Origin of the sequence: Photobacterium sp. SP02 (assembly GCF_038519165.1) — a bacterium.
Lineage (GTDB): Bacteria > Pseudomonadota > Gammaproteobacteria > Enterobacterales > Vibrionaceae > Photobacterium > Photobacterium halotolerans.
Map to the genome: position 1 here is coordinate 59,738 of NZ_JASJOJ010000012.1, position 20,975 is coordinate 80,712.

Annotated in this window: 20 protein-coding genes; 11 read left to right on the top strand and 9 right to left on the bottom strand. The window is 50.0% G+C overall.

What is annotated here, in order from left to right; all coding sequences use genetic code 11:
• Position 1 precedes the first annotated feature (1 nt).
• Both P0Y67_RS07755 and P0Y67_RS07760 read left to right on the top strand, forming a co-directional pair.
• On the top strand, positions 2–1,093 hold the full coding sequence (locus tag P0Y67_RS07755; protein WP_342391424.1) for an amino acid ABC transporter permease: 1,092 nt from the start codon (positions 2–4) through the stop codon (positions 1,091–1,093).
• Positions 1,094–1,119: 26 nt separating this feature from the next.
• Complete coding sequence (locus tag P0Y67_RS07760; protein WP_337114517.1) at positions 1,120–1,884, top strand: amino acid ABC transporter ATP-binding protein; 765 nt, start codon at positions 1,120–1,122, stop codon at positions 1,882–1,884.
• 102 nt (positions 1,885–1,986) lie between these two features.
• Here the strand turns inward: P0Y67_RS07760 and phnR are convergent, their stop codons facing one another.
• The 4 genes from phnR to P0Y67_RS07780 all read right to left on the bottom strand — a co-directional run bounded on the left by phnR (position 1,987) and on the right by P0Y67_RS07780 (position 6,755).
• Complete coding sequence (gene phnR / locus P0Y67_RS07765) at positions 1,987–2,685, bottom strand: phosphonate utilization transcriptional regulator PhnR (protein ID WP_337113588.1); 699 nt, start codon at positions 2,683–2,685, stop codon at positions 1,987–1,989.
• A gap of 69 nt (positions 2,686–2,754) precedes the next feature.
• Positions 2,755–4,485, bottom strand: coding sequence for a putative 2-aminoethylphosphonate ABC transporter permease subunit (locus P0Y67_RS07770; protein WP_446728813.1), 1,731 nt, complete (start codon positions 4,483–4,485; stop codon positions 2,755–2,757).
• 13 nt (positions 4,486–4,498) lie between these two features.
• Positions 4,499–5,575: a putative 2-aminoethylphosphonate ABC transporter ATP-binding protein gene (locus P0Y67_RS07775; RefSeq protein WP_161443599.1), complete on the bottom strand. Its 1,077-nt coding sequence runs from the start codon at positions 5,573–5,575 to the stop codon at positions 4,499–4,501.
• Positions 5,576–5,741: 166 nt separating this feature from the next.
• Positions 5,742–6,755: a putative 2-aminoethylphosphonate ABC transporter substrate-binding protein gene (locus P0Y67_RS07780; RefSeq protein ID WP_342391425.1), complete on the bottom strand. Its 1,014-nt coding sequence runs from the start codon at positions 6,753–6,755 to the stop codon at positions 5,742–5,744.
• 266 nt (positions 6,756–7,021) lie between these two features.
• On the opposite strand from P0Y67_RS07780, the gene phnW reads away from it, so the two are divergent.
• The 4 genes from phnW (at position 7,022) to P0Y67_RS07800 (ending at position 11,464) form a co-directional block, all read left to right on the top strand.
• Positions 7,022–8,158 (top strand): 2-aminoethylphosphonate--pyruvate transaminase, encoded by a 1,137-nt coding sequence (gene phnW / locus P0Y67_RS07785; RefSeq protein ID WP_342391426.1) that lies wholly within the window; start codon positions 7,022–7,024, stop codon positions 8,156–8,158.
• Positions 8,155–9,537 (top strand): aspartate aminotransferase family protein, encoded by a 1,383-nt coding sequence (locus P0Y67_RS07790; protein WP_342391427.1) that lies wholly within the window; start codon positions 8,155–8,157, stop codon positions 9,535–9,537. Before phnW ends, P0Y67_RS07790 begins: the two co-directional genes overlap by 4 nt.
• A 52-nt stretch (positions 9,538–9,589) precedes the next feature.
• The gene (gene phnX, locus P0Y67_RS07795) at positions 9,590–10,402 is read left to right on the top strand and encodes a phosphonoacetaldehyde hydrolase (RefSeq protein ID WP_342391428.1); all 813 of its coding nucleotides are present in this window, start codon (positions 9,590–9,592) and stop codon (positions 10,400–10,402) included.
• 657 nt (positions 10,403–11,059) lie between these two features.
• Complete coding sequence (locus tag P0Y67_RS07800; RefSeq protein WP_027252171.1) at positions 11,060–11,464, top strand: hypothetical protein; 405 nt, start codon at positions 11,060–11,062, stop codon at positions 11,462–11,464.
• Between the two features lie 139 nt (positions 11,465–11,603).
• Here P0Y67_RS07800 and P0Y67_RS07805 read toward each other — a convergent pair whose 3' ends face one another.
• The gene (locus tag P0Y67_RS07805) at positions 11,604–12,074 is read right to left on the bottom strand and encodes a SulA-like leucine-rich domain-containing protein (protein WP_342391429.1); all 471 of its coding nucleotides are present in this window, start codon (positions 12,072–12,074) and stop codon (positions 11,604–11,606) included.
• A 333-nt stretch (positions 12,075–12,407) separates the two neighbouring features.
• Between P0Y67_RS07805 and P0Y67_RS07810 the strand changes: the two genes are divergently transcribed.
• The 5 genes from P0Y67_RS07810 to P0Y67_RS07830 all read left to right on the top strand — a co-directional run bounded on the left by P0Y67_RS07810 (position 12,408) and on the right by P0Y67_RS07830 (position 17,547).
• Positions 12,408–12,794 (top strand): hypothetical protein, encoded by a 387-nt coding sequence (locus tag P0Y67_RS07810; protein WP_051288055.1) that lies wholly within the window; start codon positions 12,408–12,410, stop codon positions 12,792–12,794.
• A gap of 206 nt (positions 12,795–13,000) precedes the next feature.
• Entirely contained in the window at positions 13,001–13,294 is a 294-nt protein-coding gene (locus P0Y67_RS07815) for a hypothetical protein (protein ID WP_027252174.1), read from the top strand.
• 223 nt (positions 13,295–13,517) lie between these two features.
• Positions 13,518–14,165: a thiopurine S-methyltransferase gene (locus P0Y67_RS07820; RefSeq protein WP_342391430.1), complete on the top strand. Its 648-nt coding sequence runs from the start codon at positions 13,518–13,520 to the stop codon at positions 14,163–14,165.
• Positions 14,166–14,281: 116 nt separating this feature from the next.
• Positions 14,282–16,969, top strand: coding sequence for an aconitate hydratase AcnA (gene acnA / locus P0Y67_RS07825; protein ID WP_342391431.1), 2,688 nt, complete (start codon positions 14,282–14,284; stop codon positions 16,967–16,969).
• Between the two features lie 176 nt (positions 16,970–17,145).
• Entirely contained in the window at positions 17,146–17,547 is a 402-nt protein-coding gene (locus P0Y67_RS07830; RefSeq protein ID WP_342391432.1) for a hypothetical protein, read from the top strand.
• Positions 17,548–17,747: 200 nt separating this feature from the next.
• Here the strand turns inward: P0Y67_RS07830 and P0Y67_RS07835 are convergent, their stop codons facing one another.
• The 4 genes from P0Y67_RS07835 to P0Y67_RS07850 all read right to left on the bottom strand — a co-directional run bounded on the left by P0Y67_RS07835 (position 17,748) and on the right by P0Y67_RS07850 (position 20,928).
• Positions 17,748–18,656: a DMT family transporter gene (locus P0Y67_RS07835; RefSeq protein ID WP_342391433.1), complete on the bottom strand. Its 909-nt coding sequence runs from the start codon at positions 18,654–18,656 to the stop codon at positions 17,748–17,750.
• Between the two features lie 127 nt (positions 18,657–18,783).
• Positions 18,784–19,671: a cytidine deaminase gene (gene cdd / locus P0Y67_RS07840; protein ID WP_342391434.1), complete on the bottom strand. Its 888-nt coding sequence runs from the start codon at positions 19,669–19,671 to the stop codon at positions 18,784–18,786.
• A gap of 238 nt (positions 19,672–19,909) precedes the next feature.
• Positions 19,910–20,587, bottom strand: coding sequence for a CidB/LrgB family autolysis modulator (locus P0Y67_RS07845; protein WP_342391435.1), 678 nt, complete (start codon positions 20,585–20,587; stop codon positions 19,910–19,912).
• Complete coding sequence (locus tag P0Y67_RS07850; RefSeq protein WP_027252181.1) at positions 20,587–20,928, bottom strand: CidA/LrgA family protein; 342 nt, start codon at positions 20,926–20,928, stop codon at positions 20,587–20,589. Before P0Y67_RS07850 ends, P0Y67_RS07845 begins: the two co-directional genes overlap by 1 nt.
• Positions 20,929–20,975 lie beyond the last annotated feature (47 nt).

The following is a 20,975-nucleotide window of genomic DNA, read 5'->3' on the forward strand; positions in this document are numbered from 1 at the left end:
GATGAAAACATTTGATTTTACGCCCTCAGAAGCACCGCCGGCCAAGTTAACGGGTGTGAGCGGCTGGTTACGCAAAAACCTGTTTGCCGGTCCGGTCAATACAGTGGTCACACTGGTGTTGCTCTGGCTGGTGGTAACCTGGGCTGAACAGATTCTCCAGTGGGCCGTACTGGATGCGGATTTCATTGGCTCAACCCGCGATGCCTGTACCCGGGAAGGCGCGTGCTGGGTCTTTATTCAGGCGCGGTTCGAACAGTTTATGTTTGGCTTTTACCCGGAATCGGAGATCTGGCGTCCCATGGTGTTTTTTGCAGTCACAGCAGGGTTAATCCTGTGGTTGCTGGTGGATCGTATTCCCTATAAAAAATGGGCGTTGCTGATCACCCTGATCCCATTTCCAGTGTTGTCAGCCATGTTGCTGCACGGCGGTACAGTTGGTTTGGAAACGGTGGAAACACACCAGTGGGGCGGGCTGATGGTCACTTTGATCATCGCGCTGACAGGCATCCTCGCTTCTCTGCCTTTCGGTGTTCTGCTGGCGCTCGGGCGTCGCTCAAACATGCCGGTTATCCGCAGCATCAGTACTGTGTATATCGAGTTCTGGCGCGGCGTCCCCTTAATTACTGTGCTTTTCATGGCATCTGTCATGCTGCCTCTGTTTCTCTCTGGCGGAACGGAAATCGACAAATTACTGCGTGCCCTGATTGGTGTGGTGCTCTTTAACTCGGCCTACATGGCAGAAGCGATCAGGGGCGGTTTACAGTCGATATCGAAAGGGCAGTACGAAGCGGCAGAGGCGCTGGGTTTGGGCTACTGGAAAATGATGCGTTTAGTCATTTTACCTCAGGCGCTGAAAGTCAGTATTCCGTCTATCGTTAATACCTTTATTGCCTTGCTCAAAGATACCAGCCTGGTGCTGATTATCGGTATGTTCGATGTGCTGGGGATTGCTCAGTCGGCCAACAGTGATCCGGCCTGGCTCGGATTCTCAACAGAAAGTTATTTATTTGCGGCCTTCATTTTCTGGGTGATGTGCTTTGGCATGTCGCGCTACAGCCTTTATCTGGAAAACAAACTCCATACCGGGCATTGATCAATTACAAGGAAGTTAGGATGTCTATGATTGAAAAAGTGAACCAGTGTTCAGACAAAGAACCTGTCATCCGTCTGAAAGATGTCAACAAATGGTATGGCGAATTCCATGTGTTGAAAAACATTAACCTGGAAGTGAAAAAGGGCGAAAAAATTGTGATCTGCGGGCCTTCCGGCTCGGGTAAATCAACCATGATTCGCTGTATTAACCATTTGGAAGAACATCAGCGTGGTGACATCGTTGTCGCCGGGACAGAGCTGAAAGACGATCTGAAAAATATCGAACTGGTGCGCCGCGAAGTCGGGATGTGTTTTCAGCACTTCAACTTGTTTCCCCATCTGAGCGTACTGGAAAACTGCACCCTGGCGCAGATGTGGGTGAAGAAAAAATCGCAGAAAGAAGCCGAAGCCCTGGCCATGAAGTACCTGGAGCGGGTACGGATTGCAGAACAGGCACATAAGTTTCCGGGCCAGTTGTCCGGTGGTCAGCAGCAGCGTGTCGCGATTGCCCGTTCCCTGTGCATGGAGCCGCAAATCATGTTGTTCGATGAGCCGACCTCTGCGCTTGATCCGGAAATGGTGCGCGAGGTATTGGATGTCATGGTTGAGTTAGCACAAGATGGTATGACCATGCTGTGCGTGACGCATGAGATGGGCTTTGCCCGCGAAGTGGCGGACAGGGTGATCTTTATGGATGCCGGTGAAATTATTGAGCAGAATGAACCGGAGGCGTTTTTCAGCAATCCGCAGTTTGACCGGACACAAAATTTCCTGCAGCAGATCATTCACTGATTTATTGTTCTCGCGATTGTCTGCAAAATCAAAACGGCGCCTTTGCAGGCGCCGTTTTTTCAGTGAAGAACTCTGCCCTGTAGCGGGCAGCCGGGCAGGGTGTTAAATCGTCGCCGTTGATTCAATTAAAATCGCATCGTGGCGCCAGTATTCTAAATCGCAGTCAATCAGGTTGCCGCTCTGGTCGTAGTTTACCCGTTCGACAAACATGGCGGGTGTGCCGGACGTTGCTCTGAGGTGATGGGCGGTTTCTGCCATCAGTGAGGTTGAGCGAACCCGGAACCGGGTTTTGGAATATAACACGCCGTATTGCTCACGGTATGTCGTCGTGAGCGAGTCGATAATATTGTGATCGAACAAATCAGGGAAATGCGCAGGCGAGATAAAGTTGGTGACCACCACGACCGGACGATTGTCGAGAAATCGCAGCCGGTCGATACGGTACACTTCGGTCAGGGGTTTGACTTTCAGCAAAGAAGCGGCCCGACGGCCGGCAGGAACCCGCTTGGCCGACAGCAGTTCAGAGCGTGCTTCGCGGCCCTGTGCTTTGGCCATGGCCGGAAAGTCCGTGGTGTAGGTCGGATCGTACAAGAGGGGGACCGGTGAAACAAACCAGCCGCGGCGATCTTCCCGATACAGCTTACCTTCGGCTTCGAGCAAGGCCAGCGACTCACGCAGCGTGACCCGCGTGGTGTTGAAAGACTCCGCCAGCTTACGTTCCGCTGGCAGTTTATGTCCGCCCGCCAGAAGCCCGGCATCAATTTGTTCATTGATGGCTTCCATGATTCTTAAATATTGCACGTTTATCCTTCCCGTTGCCGACCAGGGTTCAATTGGTTAGCTATTATAAAGTCTGTTTTCACAGAGTCATCAGCGGTTACGCCAGGCTTGGGTGTATTGATCACTCAAACGGTTGGCACCCAGATGCATGAGTTTCACTGCAGCTGCTGTCAGCAGGATCATGACCGCCATTGCGGCAGCAGGTCCGGTCTGACCGGCATCATCCATATTCAGGACAGACACGGAAGCTGGCATGGTGTCTGAGGCATACAGAAAAACGATCGCCGAAGTGGTGGTCATCGCATTCACAAACAAGTAGGTCGCAATGTCTAAAATGGCTGGGGTGCACACAGGGACAGTGACTTTAAAGAATGTCTTGAACTGAGGAATGTTGAGCGAGGCAGAGATCGCTTCGATTTCGCCCGGCAACTGCTTCAGCGCGGTCACTGCCGTCATATGGCCGACTGTGTAGTAGTGAGTCACCGTATTGACCACCAGTATGGTCAGTGTGCCGTACATCCAGGACAGCGGATTGTCGCTGTGGTTGAAGAAAAAGATATACCCCAGCCCTAATACCATGCCCGGCACCGCCATCGGCAAAATCGCCAGCATTTGCAGCAGGTGACGCAAAGGAGCGAAACTTTGTCCTTTTTCAATGCAGTAGGCGCAGGTAAAAATCACCAGGGTTCCTGCCAGTGCGACCATGGCAGCCAGTTTGAGAGAACTGAAATACGGAGCCCAGCCATAGGTGCTGACTTCGGCAAAGTTGTAGTTGTTCAGGCTCAGTGCTGTGTTCCATGGCCAGAATGTGACCAGAGAGCCGTACACCGCCATGGCAATGACACTCAGAATCGCCAGTGAGATCACTGTGCAGAACAGCAAACACAGGCCGTCACGAAGGCGGTTGGGTTCTGGCTGGTAAGCTACTGAACGGGCATCGAACAGGTTCTGCTGTTTTTTCTGTACCCAGCGATCGCCGGCAAAGGCCAGCAGAGCGGGCAATAACAGCATGACGGATGTGACTGCACCCATGGCGAAGTTTTGCTGCCCGACCACTTGTTTGAAAATGTCTGTTGCCAACACATTGTATTGACCGCCAATGACTTTAGGAACACCAAAGTCGCAGACAACCAGAGTAAATACCACGATCAAGGCGCTGATCAGGCCGTATTTGGCCCCCGGCAAAGTGACCAGAAAGAAGGTGCGCACGCTGGATGTATTGAGGGCTTTCGCGGCTTCGTAGAGCCTGGCATCGGATGTTTTCAGCGAGGTGCTGATGATCATCAAAGCATGAGGGAAGGTCCATAACACCAGGCCAATTGCGATGCCGATCGGGCCGTAAATACTGTGGCCGAACAGCATCTCTTTGGCGATGCCCTGATTACCGAACAGGTAGATCAGACTGATGGCCGGTAACAGCGATGGCGCCAGAATAGGGGCAGAGCCGATGACGGTAAAGACACCTTTGAACGGCATACAGCTGCGGGTTAAGGCAAAGGCAAAGCCAAAAGCCAGCAGGCCGACAATGACAGTGACAACCACACCTATTACCACGGTATTTTGCAATGACAGCCACAGGGCTGGCGATGCAAAGTAGGTGGCAAAATTGGCCAGGCCAACAAAGTCGCCCTCAGCGTTATGCACACTTTTTTGCAGCATGGCAAGCAGCGGCGCGACGATAAAAGCCGCCATCAGTGCGCTACATATCACTAAGAGTGCGGCCAGAGTGACGTTGTCACGACAAAAGTGATGACGCAAACGTGTGATGGATTGTAAAAGACCAGGCTTTGACGTAGGAAGCGGTCGGGTCAGTTGGGTCATGGTTGCGTCCTGCTTATCGGCTTTGGCGGTAGATATGGGTATGCTTATCGGCAATGTGCAGCTGCAGATAATTGCCACGGCTCAGGCCAAGGTTGCGTGTCTCCCGGATAGGGACATCCACCTTGATCGTCGGCAGTTGATGCGCGCCCTGGAGCTGGCAGTCGGCACGCATGAAAGTGCCCTGAAACTCCAGATCGTCTATCCGTACCAGCACGCTGCTGTCACTCTTCTCACCGGCGGGCAGAAAATGCAGATCTTCCGGTCTGAGGCCCAGCTCTACCTGCTCGCCGCGCTGGAATTGAGCGGCCGGAAGCGGCAGCAGGCTTTCACCGATTCGCATTTGCTGCTCACTCACCACAGAGGCCGGTAAGAAATTCATCTGACCGACAAACTCAGCGACAAAACGGGAACTCGGGTTCTGATAGATTTCCTGTGGCGTGCCGACCTGTTCGATACAGCCGTGATTCATGACCACGATACGGTCGGCCATCGCGAGCGCTTCTTCCTGATCGTGCGTCACCATAATGGTGGTAATACCCAGCTTGCGTTGTAAGCGGCGGATCTCTTCGCGCAGGTGAGATCGCACTTTTGCATCCAGGGCTGAAAGCGGTTCATCAAGCAGTAACAATCCTGGTGATAATGATAAGGCACGAGCCAGTGCTACCCGCTGCTGCTGCCCGCCGGATAGCTGGCTCGGGTATTTGTTACCTGCGGTCGGCAGGGCAATGGTTTCCAGCCACTGGCTGACGATACTGTCTGTTTCTGCCACAGATTTCCCCTGATTGCGCAATCCAAGGCTCAGGTTTTCATACACAGTCAGATTCGGAAACAGGGCGTAGGACTGAAAAACAATACCAAAGTCCCGTTTTTCAGGCGGCAGATAGGTGATGTCACGTCCCGCCTGTTCAATTGTGCCTGAGCTGGCCAGATCCAGTCCGGCTATGGCACGCAGCAAGGTGGTTTTTCCGCAGCCGGAAGGGCCAAGAAAACAGACAAATTCGCCTTTGTTGATATCCAGTGAAATGTTGTTCAGGGCAGTAAACTGACCAAACTGTTTACCGACTTGTGAGATTTTCAGGTAAGTTTCCATAGCAAAGTCATTTCTCTATTTGGTATATACCAAATTTAGACCTAATGAGTGACACTTCGATGACAGAAGCTTGACGATAAGAAGACAGCCGGTTCTGCCCGATCAATGAAAAAGGCAACCTGAGCGGTTGCCTTGAGATTGGCTTGGAAATATCTGTGGGTTGCGGTTAAGAGCGCGGTTCAGATTTCGCGTCGAATTTATCCGACCAGGTTTTCAGCACATCTTCACGGCTGACCGCCATTTTAGAGAAGTCCATTTTCACCATCGCCTGCTGAACATTCGGGTAGTTCTTCACGGGTTTGTTCACGTCTTTATGACCGACAACCGGGTAGAACTCGTTATACAGCTGGTTGGCATCTTTAGACAAAGACCAGTCAACCAGACGCTTTGCGGCATCAGACTGGGTGTTGACCAGGCCAACGGCTTCCGCTTCCCAGCCTACGCCACCTTCAGGCAGGATAATGTCGATAGGGGCACCCTGAGATTTCAGCTTGGCACCACGAATTGCCATCGAGATACCAATAGCGACTTCACCCATACCGGCCTGAACGCAAGGCTTGGAACCTGAGTGAGTGTAATGGGCAATGTTCTGATCCAGGCTGGTCATATAATCCCAGCCTTTTTGCTCACCCATGGTTTGCAGCCAGGCAGAGACCTGCATGTAACCTGTGCCGGATGAGGCTGGGTTTGGCATGGCGATATGGCCTTTGTATTCTGGTTTGAGCAGGTCATCCCAGGTGGCCGGCTTGCTCAGACCCAGTTGCTCGGCCACTTTTTCATTGAAACAGACCGCATTAAAGAAGGCATCGTTACCAAACCAGGCCGGGTTGGCTTGCGGGTCGATAAGATTGCTGTGGATTTTGCTCAGCTCCTTTGGCTGATAAGGTTTGAGTACACCTTCTTCTTTCAGCAGTGCCATAGAAGAACCGGCCAGACCCCATACAACATCCGCACGTGGGTTACCTTTTTCGGCCAGCAGCTTGGCCGTCATGATGCCGGTGGAATCCCGCACCCATTTGATCTTGATATCCGGGTTTGCTTGTTCAAATCCGGTTTTGAATTTCGCCAGCATGTCCGTTTCGAACGCTGTGTATACCGTCAGTTCCTGTGAAGCGAAAGCCTGGGTGCTGCTCAGTGCCATCAATGCCGTCAGTGGTGCAACAAGCCATGTCTTTTTCATAAGTCCTTCCTAAAAAAGTAAATGTGGTATGTACCAGATTGGTTCGACACGGAAGATGCTAGGTGCCATTTATGACAGTTCGATGATTGCCAGATGTCAGTTTCATGAGGACTGTGTGATCGTGATTCAGCGCAAGTTTGTGCTGAAAATCGGCGAACCTTGTCATTATTAAACTTTTGTGAAGACTGGTTCAGGCGCATTTACAGCATTGGTTCGCCATCGCTATAGTGATTTCGTAATCTGGTATAGTCCAAAGAGATCAACAAATGGCAAACTCCGACAATCAATATCTACTGCTTACTCCTGGTCCGCTGACGACAACACAGACTGTGCGAGAAGCCATGCTGAAAGACTGGTGCACCTGGGATGATGACTACAATGTGGGCGTGGTTCAGCACATTCGCCAGCAGCTGGTCGCTCTGGCCACCTCGCACGACGGCTACACCAGCGTGCTTATGCAGGGCAGCGGTACCGCCTCTGTGGAAGCCACTTTAGGCTCTGTGATTCCCCCAGAGGGTAAGTTGCTGGTGATTAACAATGGTGCTTACGGTGCCCGTATTGCACAGATTGCTAATTGCCTGAATATCCCGCACCTGAACTGGTCTTTAGGGGAAATGACCCAGCCTGACGTCAACGAACTGGAGCGTTTGCTGGCCGCCGATCCCGCCATCACCCATGTGGCTATGGTGCACTGTGAAACAACCACAGGCATGCTGAATCCGTTGCCAGCGGTGTGCGAAACAGTAAAAGCAGCCGGCAAAGTGATGATCCTGGATGCCATGTCGAGTTTCGGCGGCATCCCTATGGATATCGGTGAACTGGGCATCGATTTTCTGATCAGCTCAGCGAACAAGTGCATTCAGGGCGTACCTGGATTTGGTTTTGTGATTGCGCGCCGTTCATTACTGGAAGCCTGCCACGGACGTGCGCGTTCAGTGTCGCTGGACCTGTATGATCAGTGGCTGTGTATGGAAAACAACCATGGCAAATGGCGCTTCACATCGCCGACTCACACAGTGCGGGCGTTTGCTCAGGCGTTGACGGAACTGGAGCAGGAAGGGGGCATTGAAGCGCGCTTTCAGCGTTACCGCACCAATCAGCAGACCCTGGTGGCTGGTATGTCACGGTTGGGTTTTGAAAGCCTGCTCGATACAGCGCTTCATTCACCCATTATTACGTCTTTCCATTCTCCGCACTCACCGTTATATGACTTTAAGCGTTTCTATGAATGCCTGAAAAGCAAAGGGTTTGTGATTTATCCGGGCAAAGTCTCTGATGCAGACTGTTTCCGTATTGGCAACATAGGTGATGTGCATCCGGGTGACATTCAGCGCCTGCTGGAGGCCATTAACGCGTCTGTGTTCTGGGCCAGTGAAACGGAAACGGCCGGAGAGCAGGCATGACGTCCCGCCAGACTGACCTCAGCCAGCGTGCGCTGGCTTGTGAGGGAGATACCAATACATCGTCGGCGCGTGTCCGGTGGATAGAGAGTCTCTCAGACAGGCAAACCCAGACCCTGCTGGAGGAAGACAGTCAGTATTTTTTACATCAGGCCATGTCGACACCTTGTCTGGATGCCCTTGAAAGTGCTGAGGGGATCTACCTGACCGATGTGGCCGGCAAACGGTATATGGACTTTCATGGCAATAATGTTCATCAGCTGGGTTACGGCCACCCGGAGATATTGGCTGCCATCCAGACCCAGTTAGCCAAACTGCCATTCGCCCCCCGGCGTTTCACGCATCAGACAGCCGTCGACTGCGCCCGCGAACTGACCCGCATTGCCGGCGGTGAGCTGAGCCGTGTGTTGTTCGCACCGGGAGGCACATCTGTGGTGGGCATGGCACTGAAGCTGGCTCGCTATATCACAGGCAATTCCAAAGTGGTTTCACTCTGGGATGCGTTTCACGGCGCATCGCTGGATGCGATCTCTGTGGGGGGTGAAGCCTGTTTCCGCGAAGGTATGGGGCCGCTCATGGCCGGTGTCGAACGTATCCCGCCGCCCGTTCGCTATCGGGGCGCTTTCCCGCGTGACGATGGCTCAGATGTGCATTACGCCGATTATCTGGAATACGTGATTGAAAAAGAGGGCGGGATCGGAGCATTCATCGCAGAAGGGGTGCGTAATACCGATGTTCAGGTGCCCAGCCGGGCCTATTGGCAGCGCGTCCGGGAGATTTGTGATCGCCACAATGTACTGCTGATCATCGATGACATCCCCAACGGTATGGGCCGTAGCGGCCACTGGTTCACCCATCAGGCATTCGGCATTGAGCCGGATATTCTCTGCATCGGCAAAGGGCTGGGCGGCGGTGTGGTGCCAATGGCAGCCATGCTGACCCAAGACAAGTACAACTCGGCGACCCGGATTTCGCTGGGCCATTATACCCACGAGAAGAGCCCGATAGGCTGCGCGGCAGCGTTAGCCACCATCCGGGTAATCGAACAACAGCAGTTACTGCAGAAAGTTCGCCGCGATGCAAGCTACATGGCAGAGAGGCTGGAGGCCATGAAGGCGCGGTTGCCGATCATAGGCGATATTCGCGGTATCGGTCTGCTGTGGGGCATTGAGCTGGTTGAAGACAGGGAAACAAAAGTACGCGCCTATGATGCGGCAGAGCAGGTGATGTACCGCTGTCTGGAACGCGGGCTGAGCTTTAAAGTTTCACAGGGAAATGTATTACAACTCAGCCCGCCTTTGATTATTGCCAGAGAAGAGCTGGCGCTGGCCTTGGACTGGCTGGAAGACGCCATTGAATCTGTGTGCAAGCGTGTTAATTAACCATTGAGTCAGAGCCTGAACGACGGGCCACGAAATGAACGAGAAACTGAAGATGAATACACAAGTAGAAGCGGTAATTTTTGACTGGGCGGGAACGGTTGTAGACTTCGGATCCTTCGCGCCAACCACCATTTTTGTTGAAGCGTTCAAACGTGAATACGATTTTGACATTTCACTGGCAGAAGCCCGCGTCCCTATGGGGTTAGGGAAGTGGGATCATATTAAGGCAGTGGGTGAATTACCGGATGTTGCCGCCCGCTGGGAAAGCCGGTTTGGGCGAGCAATGACCAGAGAAGACATTGACACTATCTACCAGACCTTTATGCCGTTGCAGGTGGCAAAAGTTGCAGAGCATGCCGACTTGATTCCGGGTACCACAGAGGTCGTTGCCCGGCTTCGTGCGCAGGGTATCAAGCTGGGCTCATGTTCGGGCTACCCCAGAGTCGTGATGAACGAATTGCTGCCAGCGGCGGCTGAAAAAGGGTTCGCGCCGGATTATGTGGTCGCCACCGATGATCTTGCTGCGGGCGGTCGTCCTGGTCCGTTCATGGCGCTGCAAAATGTGATCGCCCTTGGTGTCGGTAACGTGGCCGCTTGCGTCAAAATTGATGACTCAGTGCCGGGTATTGAAGAAGGTCACAATGCAGGTATGTGGACTGTCGCGCTTTTACTGTCGGGTAATGAAGCTGGATTGACTGAAAAAGAATACTTGTCCGCGTCTGAGCATCAACTGGCCGTTGCGAGAGAAAAAGCACGGAAAGCCTTTAATGGTTGTAATGCACATTATCAGATAGATACGGTTGCTGACTTGCCCGATGTCATTGCTGATATTAATCGCAGATTGGCAGCAGGTGAGCGTCCTTAAATCTGTTTCTCATCGTTAATTAGCCAATAAGCCAGGTTCTTTTGCCATTATTTTTATAATACTGAGCAGAACAGCCTGGCTTTATTCATGTCGTTGCACTTAATTCGTTTGTTGAATTTATGCCTTAATATGGGGCGGATTGGTGCAAGTGCCCGATTTTATTACACATCTCAACTTTTCTCTTATTGCCTCTCATCAGTACATCATTTCCGATTTGATCTTAAGTTACTGTATTTATTATTTTATTTTTCGTTTTGATAAAGGGTTGATTCACGTTTTGCTAGTGTTGGCTTAGTAATTGCTTTATTTCAATCATGAGCCAATATGGATTAAGTGAGGTATTAACCCGGCAGAAGGTTTAAATAAAGTGTTTAATTTGTTGCTTTTGGGTTAACAAATGCAGTGAATTAGCAAAAACTGAAAAATTACAAAGCATGAAGAGTTGTATAAAATGCGTTCAAATGATGTTAATTAAATGTTTTTCCGATATTTTTTAATTGATGCGAAGCAAGAAAAAACACGATCATGCGCAAAAAAATGAAGAGATAAAAAAGTAAGTGATTGGCGAAGCCTTTATAGTGTCTCGCTAAATAAAGCATTCGTCCAATTTACTTTAGCTTGCACATTAATGCTGTTGAATTCTTGTGAAGGAAAGTTATGAAATCTTCAGTTGAAGCCCAACAAGCGAAAGAGATTGTGTTTGATTACACCTCATTTCTGTCTGTGTTGTGTCACCACAGACCAACCTTGTGGGATGCGTTTAAAGTGGTGCTGCCAGCCTTGGAGTTTTCCTGGGGCAGAGCGCCTGGTTCTGATGCCAGTAAGACCGAGCGCTTACGTAACCAAGCGCTGAAAGTATTGTCTACCCATACCAGCGATGTGAATAACCTGGTGAGATTGCTGCGCCTGGCTCGTATGGAACAGATTTCTGAACTGGACATCCGCCTGCCATATTCATTGGATCAGGATCAGCTGGATCTGATTACAGAAAAAGCAGAATGTGAGATTCAGGAAATTGGCAATAATGGCGAACAGTTGCACATTCGTTTAATGGTGCCCTGAACCTGAGCTGCGCTTGTGTCTGTCTGCGCCAGGATGACGACACAGATAATGGATAAACAAGCATAGAAAAATGCCAGTTGGATGTATTCGATTCCTGGCATTTTTCATTTCAGTCGAAAGCAATCGTTTCCGCGGCTTTTCAATGCAGCAGAGTATTGGCCTGCTGGGTTCGATTGATGATAAACGCCATTGAGTTGCCATGAATAGCCGCATCATGGATGGTTTTGTTGCAATACTCCTGCACATTCCCGCTGGCAATTACCGCACTACAATTTCCCATGTGTAACGCTTTTGCCATCAGCGCCTGAGTGGATTGTTTGTTCTTCTCTTTTAACACCAGCACTTTATTGATATCGACTCCGGCATTGCTGAGCAGTTGGCGATCCAGCAGCGCATCTGCACCGATAAACATAATCCAGCGGTTTTGCTCACTGGCCTGTTTTAGCAGTCTGAGCAAATAGGCGAGCTGGGCTTGCTCATGATCGCAGAAGCTGACTTCGATAGGATACTGAACCTGGTTGGAACTCAGGGAAGAAGAATGAGACAGAAAAGTGGATTTGTACACCTGAGAAGCGGTCACTGATTGGATGCTGTCTAATTGTGCTGTCATGAGAGTTCCATCCTCTGCTAGAGTCGATGTTATTGTTTATTTATACATGCTGTATGTCTATACAGTAGTTTTGAACGTAAAGGGATGCAAGTGTTTTTTGAGTCTGATTCACAATAATCTGAGGTGTCTAGCTTTCTCAGATATCAGGGCGTGAACATAAAAAGTTGATTTAAAATGATTTTTTAGTTTTTGTAATCATATCTCTTTGGGGGGATGTTAAGCAGATTATTGATGCCAGGATTGTTATCTGTGTATTTATACAGTATGTATAGACAGTGTCTTATACAGTACTCTTTCCTCTACACAGATCAGAAAATGTCGCTGGAGTGAACGATGGAAAAGAGAATCTGCCTGAGTGGCTGGGCAAAATGCTTGATAGTGCTGATACCGGGCTGGTTGTTTTTGACGGGCTGTAGTGAAGCTCTGTCTGTCTCAGCGACACCGGTAAAAGGTGTTGACCACATCGAGCAACAAGAACAATCGCTGGATGTGTACTGTTCGTCAGGAATATGCAGCTTCGGGCTCGAAAGCAACCAGAAAGTGACTCTGTCGGTGAATATGTTTTATGGCACAGAGCAACCTTTTACGAAAATTGAAGGAGTGAGTGTGACGGGGGAGTCCGGTGGGACGCTTAAAATGGTGGGACAGCATCAGTTCACGCTTGAGATAGCACCGCAAAATATGCCTGTTTCTGTGCAAGTGGTGGATTATTATCGATAACCATCGGCTGGTAAATGAAATCACATAAAAGTAAAGCAATGGTTATAGAAACTTAGGTAATTACTCGCTTCTATTAACTGAAATTTTGTTAACGTGCTTTGATCGCGTTGATTTGTGTTAGCAATAGCCAAAATCATGGTCTGATGGCTTGATTTAAACACTATTCATCAGTAGTATCCGCACCTCTTTTTTATGTGGTGGTGTATATGAGCAGATTTGATTGCCTTGAGAGAATTGTCGAAGAATACCGCAAGAAGGTTCGTGACGCAGAATTCAATAAACACAACGACAGCGAAGTTGCGAAAGTCCTGGTTTTACTTGTAGGAAACTCAATGTTCAACCTGGCAGATGAATTTGCAGATTGGGTAAACCGTGGTGGCGATCGTAGCTACGGCGGTAAGTTTTTTGTGTCTAAGCAACTGATGACGTTACTGGAACCTGTGACCTTCCGTGGGGTTACCGTGCGTCGTGATTCAATCAAGTTATTCCGCATAGGTTGATGCTGGTGCTTGATACCGGTGCGTTACCTTGTCACTAAGCTCGCATAAAGAAATTGAGAATTGACCGCAGGCCTTTGTTTTGTCGAAGGTAAGAAAAAGGATGCTCAGGCATCCTTTTTTCGTTTCTGCCGATGCTGAAGCGCTGGCAGGGCTGGCTGGATCTCAATACAGAAATGTGGTCTGATACCGCCCTGAAGTCAGTCAAGTACAGAGAGAGCAGTCGATGGATGCAGAATTTTGGCATAGCCGCTGGGCAGAGAACCGAATCGGATTTCATTTAAACGACACTAACCCGGTATTACCTTATTACTGGCCGAAATTAGGGCTGCAACGCGAAGATACTGTGTTTGTGCCTATGTGCGGTAAATCTCTGGATTTGACCTGGCTGGCAGAAAAGCACCATCAGGTGACGGGTGTTGAGTTAAGTGAAATCGCTGTCCGTGCCTATTTTGCCGAGCATTTGTACTTACCGACTGTGACATCATTAGGTAACGGGCATACTCTGTATGAGTTTGATGAGGTCCGTATTTATTGCGGTGATTATTTTACTGCACCGGTTCAGCCCGTAGATGCTGTGTACGACCGCGCGGCGCTGATTGCGATGCCGGAGAACATGCGGCAAAGCTATGTGCAGCGTCTGTTATCTCTGGTGAAGCCTGGCGGAAAGATCATGCTGGTGACGCTGGATTACATTCAGGAAGAAATGGCCGGGCCGCCGTTCAGCGTCCGTGCTGAAGAAGTGCGATCACTTTTCGCGGGCTGCGAAGTGACTCATATCGGGCGTCAGGACGCCGATGAATCACATCCGCGTCGTCAGCAGGGCTTAAGCCGTTTTGCCGAAGAAGTCTGGTTCATCCAAACCCCAGCCTGAATATAGTTTGCAGTGTGGCTGTGTAGTCAGTCACACTTGTCTGTTCTGATTATTGTCTATTTTTATCATTAGCTTGATCCCGTCTATAGTCAAAATGACCAAGACGGAGGTGAGTAATGAAGGCACAGATCTCAAAGGACAGTTTTCACAGTAAAAAAACCTTGGATACAGGCGGTCAGCGCTTTGATTATTTTGACCTGACCACACTACGTCATTTGGGGGAGGTTGATCGCTTACCCTTTTCCCTGAAAGTGCTTTTGGAGAACCTGCTCAGGTTTGAGGATGGTGACACTGTCACTAAGTCCGACATCCAATCTGTGATTGACTGGCTTGATACACGCCGTTCAGATAAAGAGATCCAATACCGTCCAGCCCGTGTGCTGATGCAGGATTTTACCGGTGTGCCGGCCGTGGTGGATCTGGCTGCGATGCGGGATGCCATGACCCGGGCCGGTAAAAACCCCGACAGCATCAATCCTCAGTCGGCCGTTGATCTGGTGATTGATCATTCCGTGATGGTGGATGTTTACGCCTCTGAACAGGCTTTTGCCCGAAACGTTGAACTTGAAATGCAGCGTAATATCGAACGCTATCAGTTTTTGCGCTGGGGCCAGCAAGCTTTTACCAATTTTCGTGTCGTCCCGCCGGGAACGGGAATATGCCATCAGGTTAATCTTGAATACCTTGGACAATCGGTGTGGCAGCACAGCGGCGTCTTGTATCCGGATACTCTGGTCGGGACTGATTCGCATACCACTATGATCAATGCCTTGGGTGTACTTGGCTGGGGGGTTGGCGGCATTGAGGCTGAAGCCGCTATGCTTGGTCAGCCTATCTCTATGTTAATCCCGGAAGTGATTGGTTTTCATCTCAGCGGTAAATTGCTTCCGGGCGTGACGGCAACAGATCTTGTCTTAACTGTCACTGAGATGCTGCGAAAAAAAGGGGTAGTCGGTAAATTCGTGGAATTCTACGGCCCCGGTTTAGATGCCTTGCCTTTGGCTGATCGGGCGACAATTGCCAATATGGCACCAGAATACGGTGCTACCTGCGGATTCTTTCCGATTGATCAGGAAACGCTGCGCTATATGCGCCTTTCCGGGCGCAGTGAGTCTCTGATTGCCCGCGTTGAAGCCTATGCCAAAGCTAACGCCATGTGGCGGGATTCCAGCCAGCCTGAGCCATTTTATACAGATACCCTGGCATTGGCACTGGACGAGGTTGTCCCGAGCCTGGCCGGCCCTAAGCGCCCGCAGGACAGAGTCTCGTTGCCTGATATCAAAACCGCGACGGAAGATTTGCTGGCATTGAGCGGTTTGCAACCGGAACAGCAAATCCAGGTCGATTTAGGCGATTCTGGCGAGGATACCAAAGGCAAGAGCTTCTCACTGACTCACGGTGATGTCGTGATTGCCGCCATCACATCCTGCACCAATACCTCTAACCCCAGCGTCATGTTAGCCGCGGGTTTACTGGCTAAAAATGCGGTGGAAAAAGGTCTGCAGACTAAGCCCTGGGTTAAAAGCTCCCTTGCGCCAGGTTCGAAAGTGGTGACCCGGTATTTTGAGGCATCGGGTCTGCAAGACTATCTGAACAAGCTTGGGTTTAATCTGGTGGGGTATGGCTGTACGACCTGTATCGGAAATTCCGGACCCTTACTTGCGCCAATCGAAAAAGCCATCAATGACGCCAACCTTACTGTTTCCTCGGTGCTGTCTGGCAACCGAAACTTTGAAGGTCGCGTGCATCCGCTGGTGAAAGCTAACTGGCTGGCGTCTCCGCCTCTGGTGGTTGCCTTTGCATTAGCCGGCACGACAAGCATTGACCTGACCAAAGAGCCGCTGGGTCAGGACAGCAATGGTCAGCCGGTGTATCTGAAAGATGTCTGGCCTTCCCAGGAAGACATCACGCAGGCGATGAAGGAAGTGAAGAACAGCCTGTTTGAGCAGGAATATGCGGACATTTTTGCCGGCGATGATATCTGGCAGCAGATCACTATCAATAAAGGGAATACGTACCAGTGGCGGCCAGATTCTACTTACGTTCGCCTTCCACCCTATTTTGACGAGATAACGCAGCCGCTAAAACCACTGAAAGATATTGAAAATGCAGCCATTCTGGCATTATTTGGTGACTCAATAACGACCGACCATATCTCACCTGCGGGTAACATAAAAGCAGACAGCCCGGCTGGACACTATTTGCAGGAGCAGGGTATTGAACCGGCAGATTTTAATTCCTATGGTTCACGGCGCGGCAATCATGAAGTCATGATGCGCGGCACCTTTGCCAACATTCGCATTAAGAACCTGATGCTCAAGGGGAAAGAAGGCGGGTACACCATTTACCAGCCGACAGGTGAAGAAGTATCAATTTATGATGCTGCGATGAGGTATCAGGACCAGAGCATACCTCTGGTGATTTTTGCCGGGAAAGAATACGGCACAGGATCCAGCCGCGACTGGGCCGCAAAAGGGACCAGCTTACTGGGCGTAAAAGCGGTACTGGCTGAAAGTTTTGAGCGAATTCACCGTTCAAATCTGGTGGGTATGGGGGTGATTCCTGTTGAGCTCCCTGACGGTTTACTGGCTTCATTGTCGTTAACCGGCAAGGAAAAAATACAGCTGAAAGGTGTTGATACCTTGTCGCCGGGGGCAGCGCTGACGCTGGAAATCACCAACGAACAGGGACAAGAGTCACAATATAGCGTAAAAGCCCGGGTTGATACCCGAACAGAAATGGCGTACCTCAAGGCTGGAGGCATTTTGCATTATGTTTTGAGAACAATGATTTCTGCCGAATGACGATGCGTTTATCTGTAATTATTTGACAGTTGGTATGTCAAATATTTGTCATTTGTATGGTTATAGGTTCGTATTGCCGCGATATTGCAGTTACAGTAGAGTGACATGCTTAAAGAGAGCTCTATCAGTATAATCTAAGGTCGTTAGAGCGCAATTCAGGGAAAACGGACAGTAACATGAAGAAGTCGTTGATTGGTATTTTGTTGTGCGGTTTGTCTACGTCGGCTTTGGCGTCGCAATCGGCAGGTATTTTTCTTGGTTCGCCAATGAGTGGTGTGCAGTACAAACACAATGATCTGCGCTTTTCGCTGGGTGTAGACGAATTTGGTTTTGCGGTCGATAAAACCTTTAATCTGGGTACTTTGACCAGAAATCCGCAGCTTAACATGGGGTATACCTTTGTCGGCGCGCAGTATGTTGATAACCATTATGACAAATTGGGTATCCGTTCCGGTATTGGCCTGGAAGTGCCGGTTAATCAGTTTGAGCTGTATGGTGAAGTTGGGCCGACGCTGTATATGGTGGAAGATGTTGATGTCGAACTGGAAGCGGCTATGGGTGTAAGAGTGCGTTTCTGATTCAGAGTGAATCCAAAAATCAGAATGAATCAAAAAAGCTGGCGAGTTGCCAGCTTTTTTGTATCTGTATACCCGTCCTGCTTGATGCCGCAGTGGTGTTGGCTGCGTTTCCTCACCCCAATCACATAGTTATCTATGCTCATGGGGCTTCACTGACTTGCCGCCTACCTGCAACGTCAAGTCGTTTGGGTATCTTTTAGTTACGCTGCTTCATTGATTGTTGCTGCTTGCAGCATCGGTTTTCTTCGCTCCCACTGTGTGATGAAAGCGACTGAGGCGATAATAATGGCGGCACCCAGCCAAAGCCGTCCGGGTGGCACCCATCCGAAGACGATAAATCCGGCCAGCACGTTCAAAGGCAGTTTGGCATGATCGAAAGGCTGCACAAAAGAGGCGTCAGCAATGGCATAGGCTTTAGCAATGGCCCAGTTAGCCAGTGCGGTAAATAATCCGGCGCCTATCAGAAGAACCCAGGTGTGCTGGCCAACAGGCAGGGTGAAATCAGGCGCAGCAAGAAAAAGGTTGAAGGGGGTGATCAGCACCAGCAGGTAGACAACCATAGTCGTCGGAGAATCGTGGTGCGACATCTTTTTCACCATCAGTGAATAACTCGCCCAGAAGAAAGCGGCGCCGATGGGCAGTAATGAGGCCAGATTGAAATTGTCGGCCCACGGCTCAAGAATGATCATTGCACCAGCAAAGCCGGCCAGGGTTGCCATCCAGCGCACAAAGCCGACCTTTTCTTTCAGCAGCAAACCCGAGCCTACGGTGGCAAACAAAGGTGATGTCATCAGCAGCGCAATGCCTTGCCAGATAGGAACTGGGTACGCCAGAGCCCACAGCCATAACTGAATACCGATAACCGACAGAAACACACGGAAGCAATGCATACCAAAGTGTTGTGTTTTCAGAGCCTGACGAAGACCGACATTGCGCAGCCAGGGAAGCATGACAAGGAGAGCAATAAAGTATTGAATCAAACCGACTGTGGTAGATGGCAAATGGAAGGTCACACTCAGATATTGCGCCATGCTGTTAACCACGGCAAACGCCATTCCGGCTGTCAGCATCCAGCAAGCGCCCTGAATAGGGTTGTGTCGATGAGTCATAAGGTGTCTTTCAGAAAAAATAATCTGGAATCATACTCTGATGAGTGCATAGAAGAAATTGTTAATTGATAAAAAAAGCCGACAAAACAGGGGGCTTTGTCGGCTGCAAGGAACTTTTAGTTTGTTATCAGATGGCGGCGTAGGAGAGCGGCATATCAGGATCGAAGGTTTCCAGCGTATTTTGAGTATCAGCCAGCAAGCTGATCGCTGAGTCTTTCTGTTCAACCAAAGCGGCTTCAACAATATCTGACAGCGGATAGCTCGCCATATTCATGTTAATCAGTGCCACCTGGAGTGGTGGCAGGCTCGGGTTAAATGCTGCGTTCTCGGCATACATGCCTGAGAACAGCCGGCCATCTTTTGCTTTCAGCGCAACTCCCGCATAGTTTTTACTGTATGGCGCATGTGATTTATCTGCCGCTTTACAGGCTGCTTGCAGCAGCACATCATCGGTTTCGAGCTTCAGCTTATGTGAGCTGTCTGATAATAAGAGCTCGGTGATACCCAGATCAGACGGGCCAAAGGACTCCGGCAGGTATTCCTGCAGTGCTTTGGGTGAACGCTCTGGCAATTGCACCATGATGCTTTGTGCCGTTGTCAGTTCATTCATGAACTGCCGGCAATGTCCGCAGGGGGAGTAGTTGACGGTAATGTCGGTAATACCCGTTTCGCCTTTCAACCAGGCATGGCTGATTGCAGACTGCTCTGCGTGAACCGTTTGTGACATAGAGGTGGCGCTGAATTCCATATTCGCACCGAAATACAGGCGACCTGAGTTTCCGCGGGCAATGGCACCCACATGGAAGTTGGAAAGAGAGGCAATCGAGTAAGCCGCAGCCACTTTCAGTAACTGAATACGCAGATCTGCATCCGTCAGTTGACTGTCTTCCATTAACTGTTCGAATTCTTCTTTGCTCAGTGTGGCATCAAAACTCGGAGCGGTAATGATAGGCTTAAGCGCCTGTGACAATGTGTGTGGCAGGTGCTCTAAAGCGTCCATTACTTCGGTGCGCATACTGATTCTCCTTAATGTATTCACTTACGCATTGTAGTGCGTAAAAGAATAGATATAGTGATCTCTGTCACCATTAAGGGTTGTTTATTTCATCTCATTTGCAAATTAGTGAGTGGTTTCACACGATCGATGAGATAAGTGTATGTATTTAAGTACTCAGTAAAGCGGTCTGGCTGTGCTGGTGTTGTAAGGGCGTTACACAGCAAGACCGCTAAAGAAGCAATGAGTGGCTTTGTTGTCAGTGGAAGACAGACAATAGCAGCGGATAGATTATCGGGGCGAGTATGGCGGTAATGACACCACAAAGCACTAAGGCCAGTGAGCTGAACGCACCATCTTTGTAATTTTCCTCAGCAGCTTTGGCTGTGCCTAATGCGTGTGCCACTGTTCCCATGCTTAATCCTTTGGCCATAGGATGGGTGATGTTGACGAGCTTAAACAACGGATAACCCAATACGGCGCCAAAGACGCCGGCGATCAGAACCATGACGGCGGCCAGCGACGGCACACCGCCAATTTGTTCAGCAACCGCCATAGCGATGGGGGTGGTCACGGATTTAGGCAGAATGCTGGCAGTAAGCTGTAAATCAGCGCCAAGAGCAAGGGCAATTGCTGTGCCGGTAATCATTGAGAGTATGCTGCCAAACAGGCTGGCCGTGACTATGACTTTCCAGCGGCTGCGAATTTGCGGCAATTGCTCATAAAGAGGGAAAGCAAGGGCAACGACAGCGGGTTCCAGCAGGTAATGAATCCATTTGTTATCATCGAAATAGACGTCATAAGGCACATTAAGCGCCAAAAGCAGCGGAATGATCACCACCAGACAGAGAAGTAACGGATTAAGAATGGGGTGCTGGAAGCGCTTGGATAATTGACGGGCAAGAATAAAAACAATCAGCGTAACGGCTAACCACATCAGTCAGACTCCTTGCGCTGTACATACCAGCCAACAAATAACAGAACCACCAAACTGCTGCCTATGGTGCTTACCAGAACAGGCAAGGCATTGGCTCTGAGCAGATCCAGATAATTGACCAGCCCGACACCCACAGGCACAAACAAAATAGCCATATGGCGAATAAACAGATGACAGCCGGGTTTAGCCCAGTTGGGCGGCAACAGGCCCGCAGACAGAGCTGTGAAGAGAAATAACATGCCGAGAATGCTGCCGGGGATGGGGATCTGAGTAAGAGACTGAAATCCTTTCCCTACCATCAGAAAAATGGCAATGATTGCAAATGAACGCAGATAGCTCATATACGTCAGGATGATGATGAATGGTGCCGCAATGATACAAAATGGAT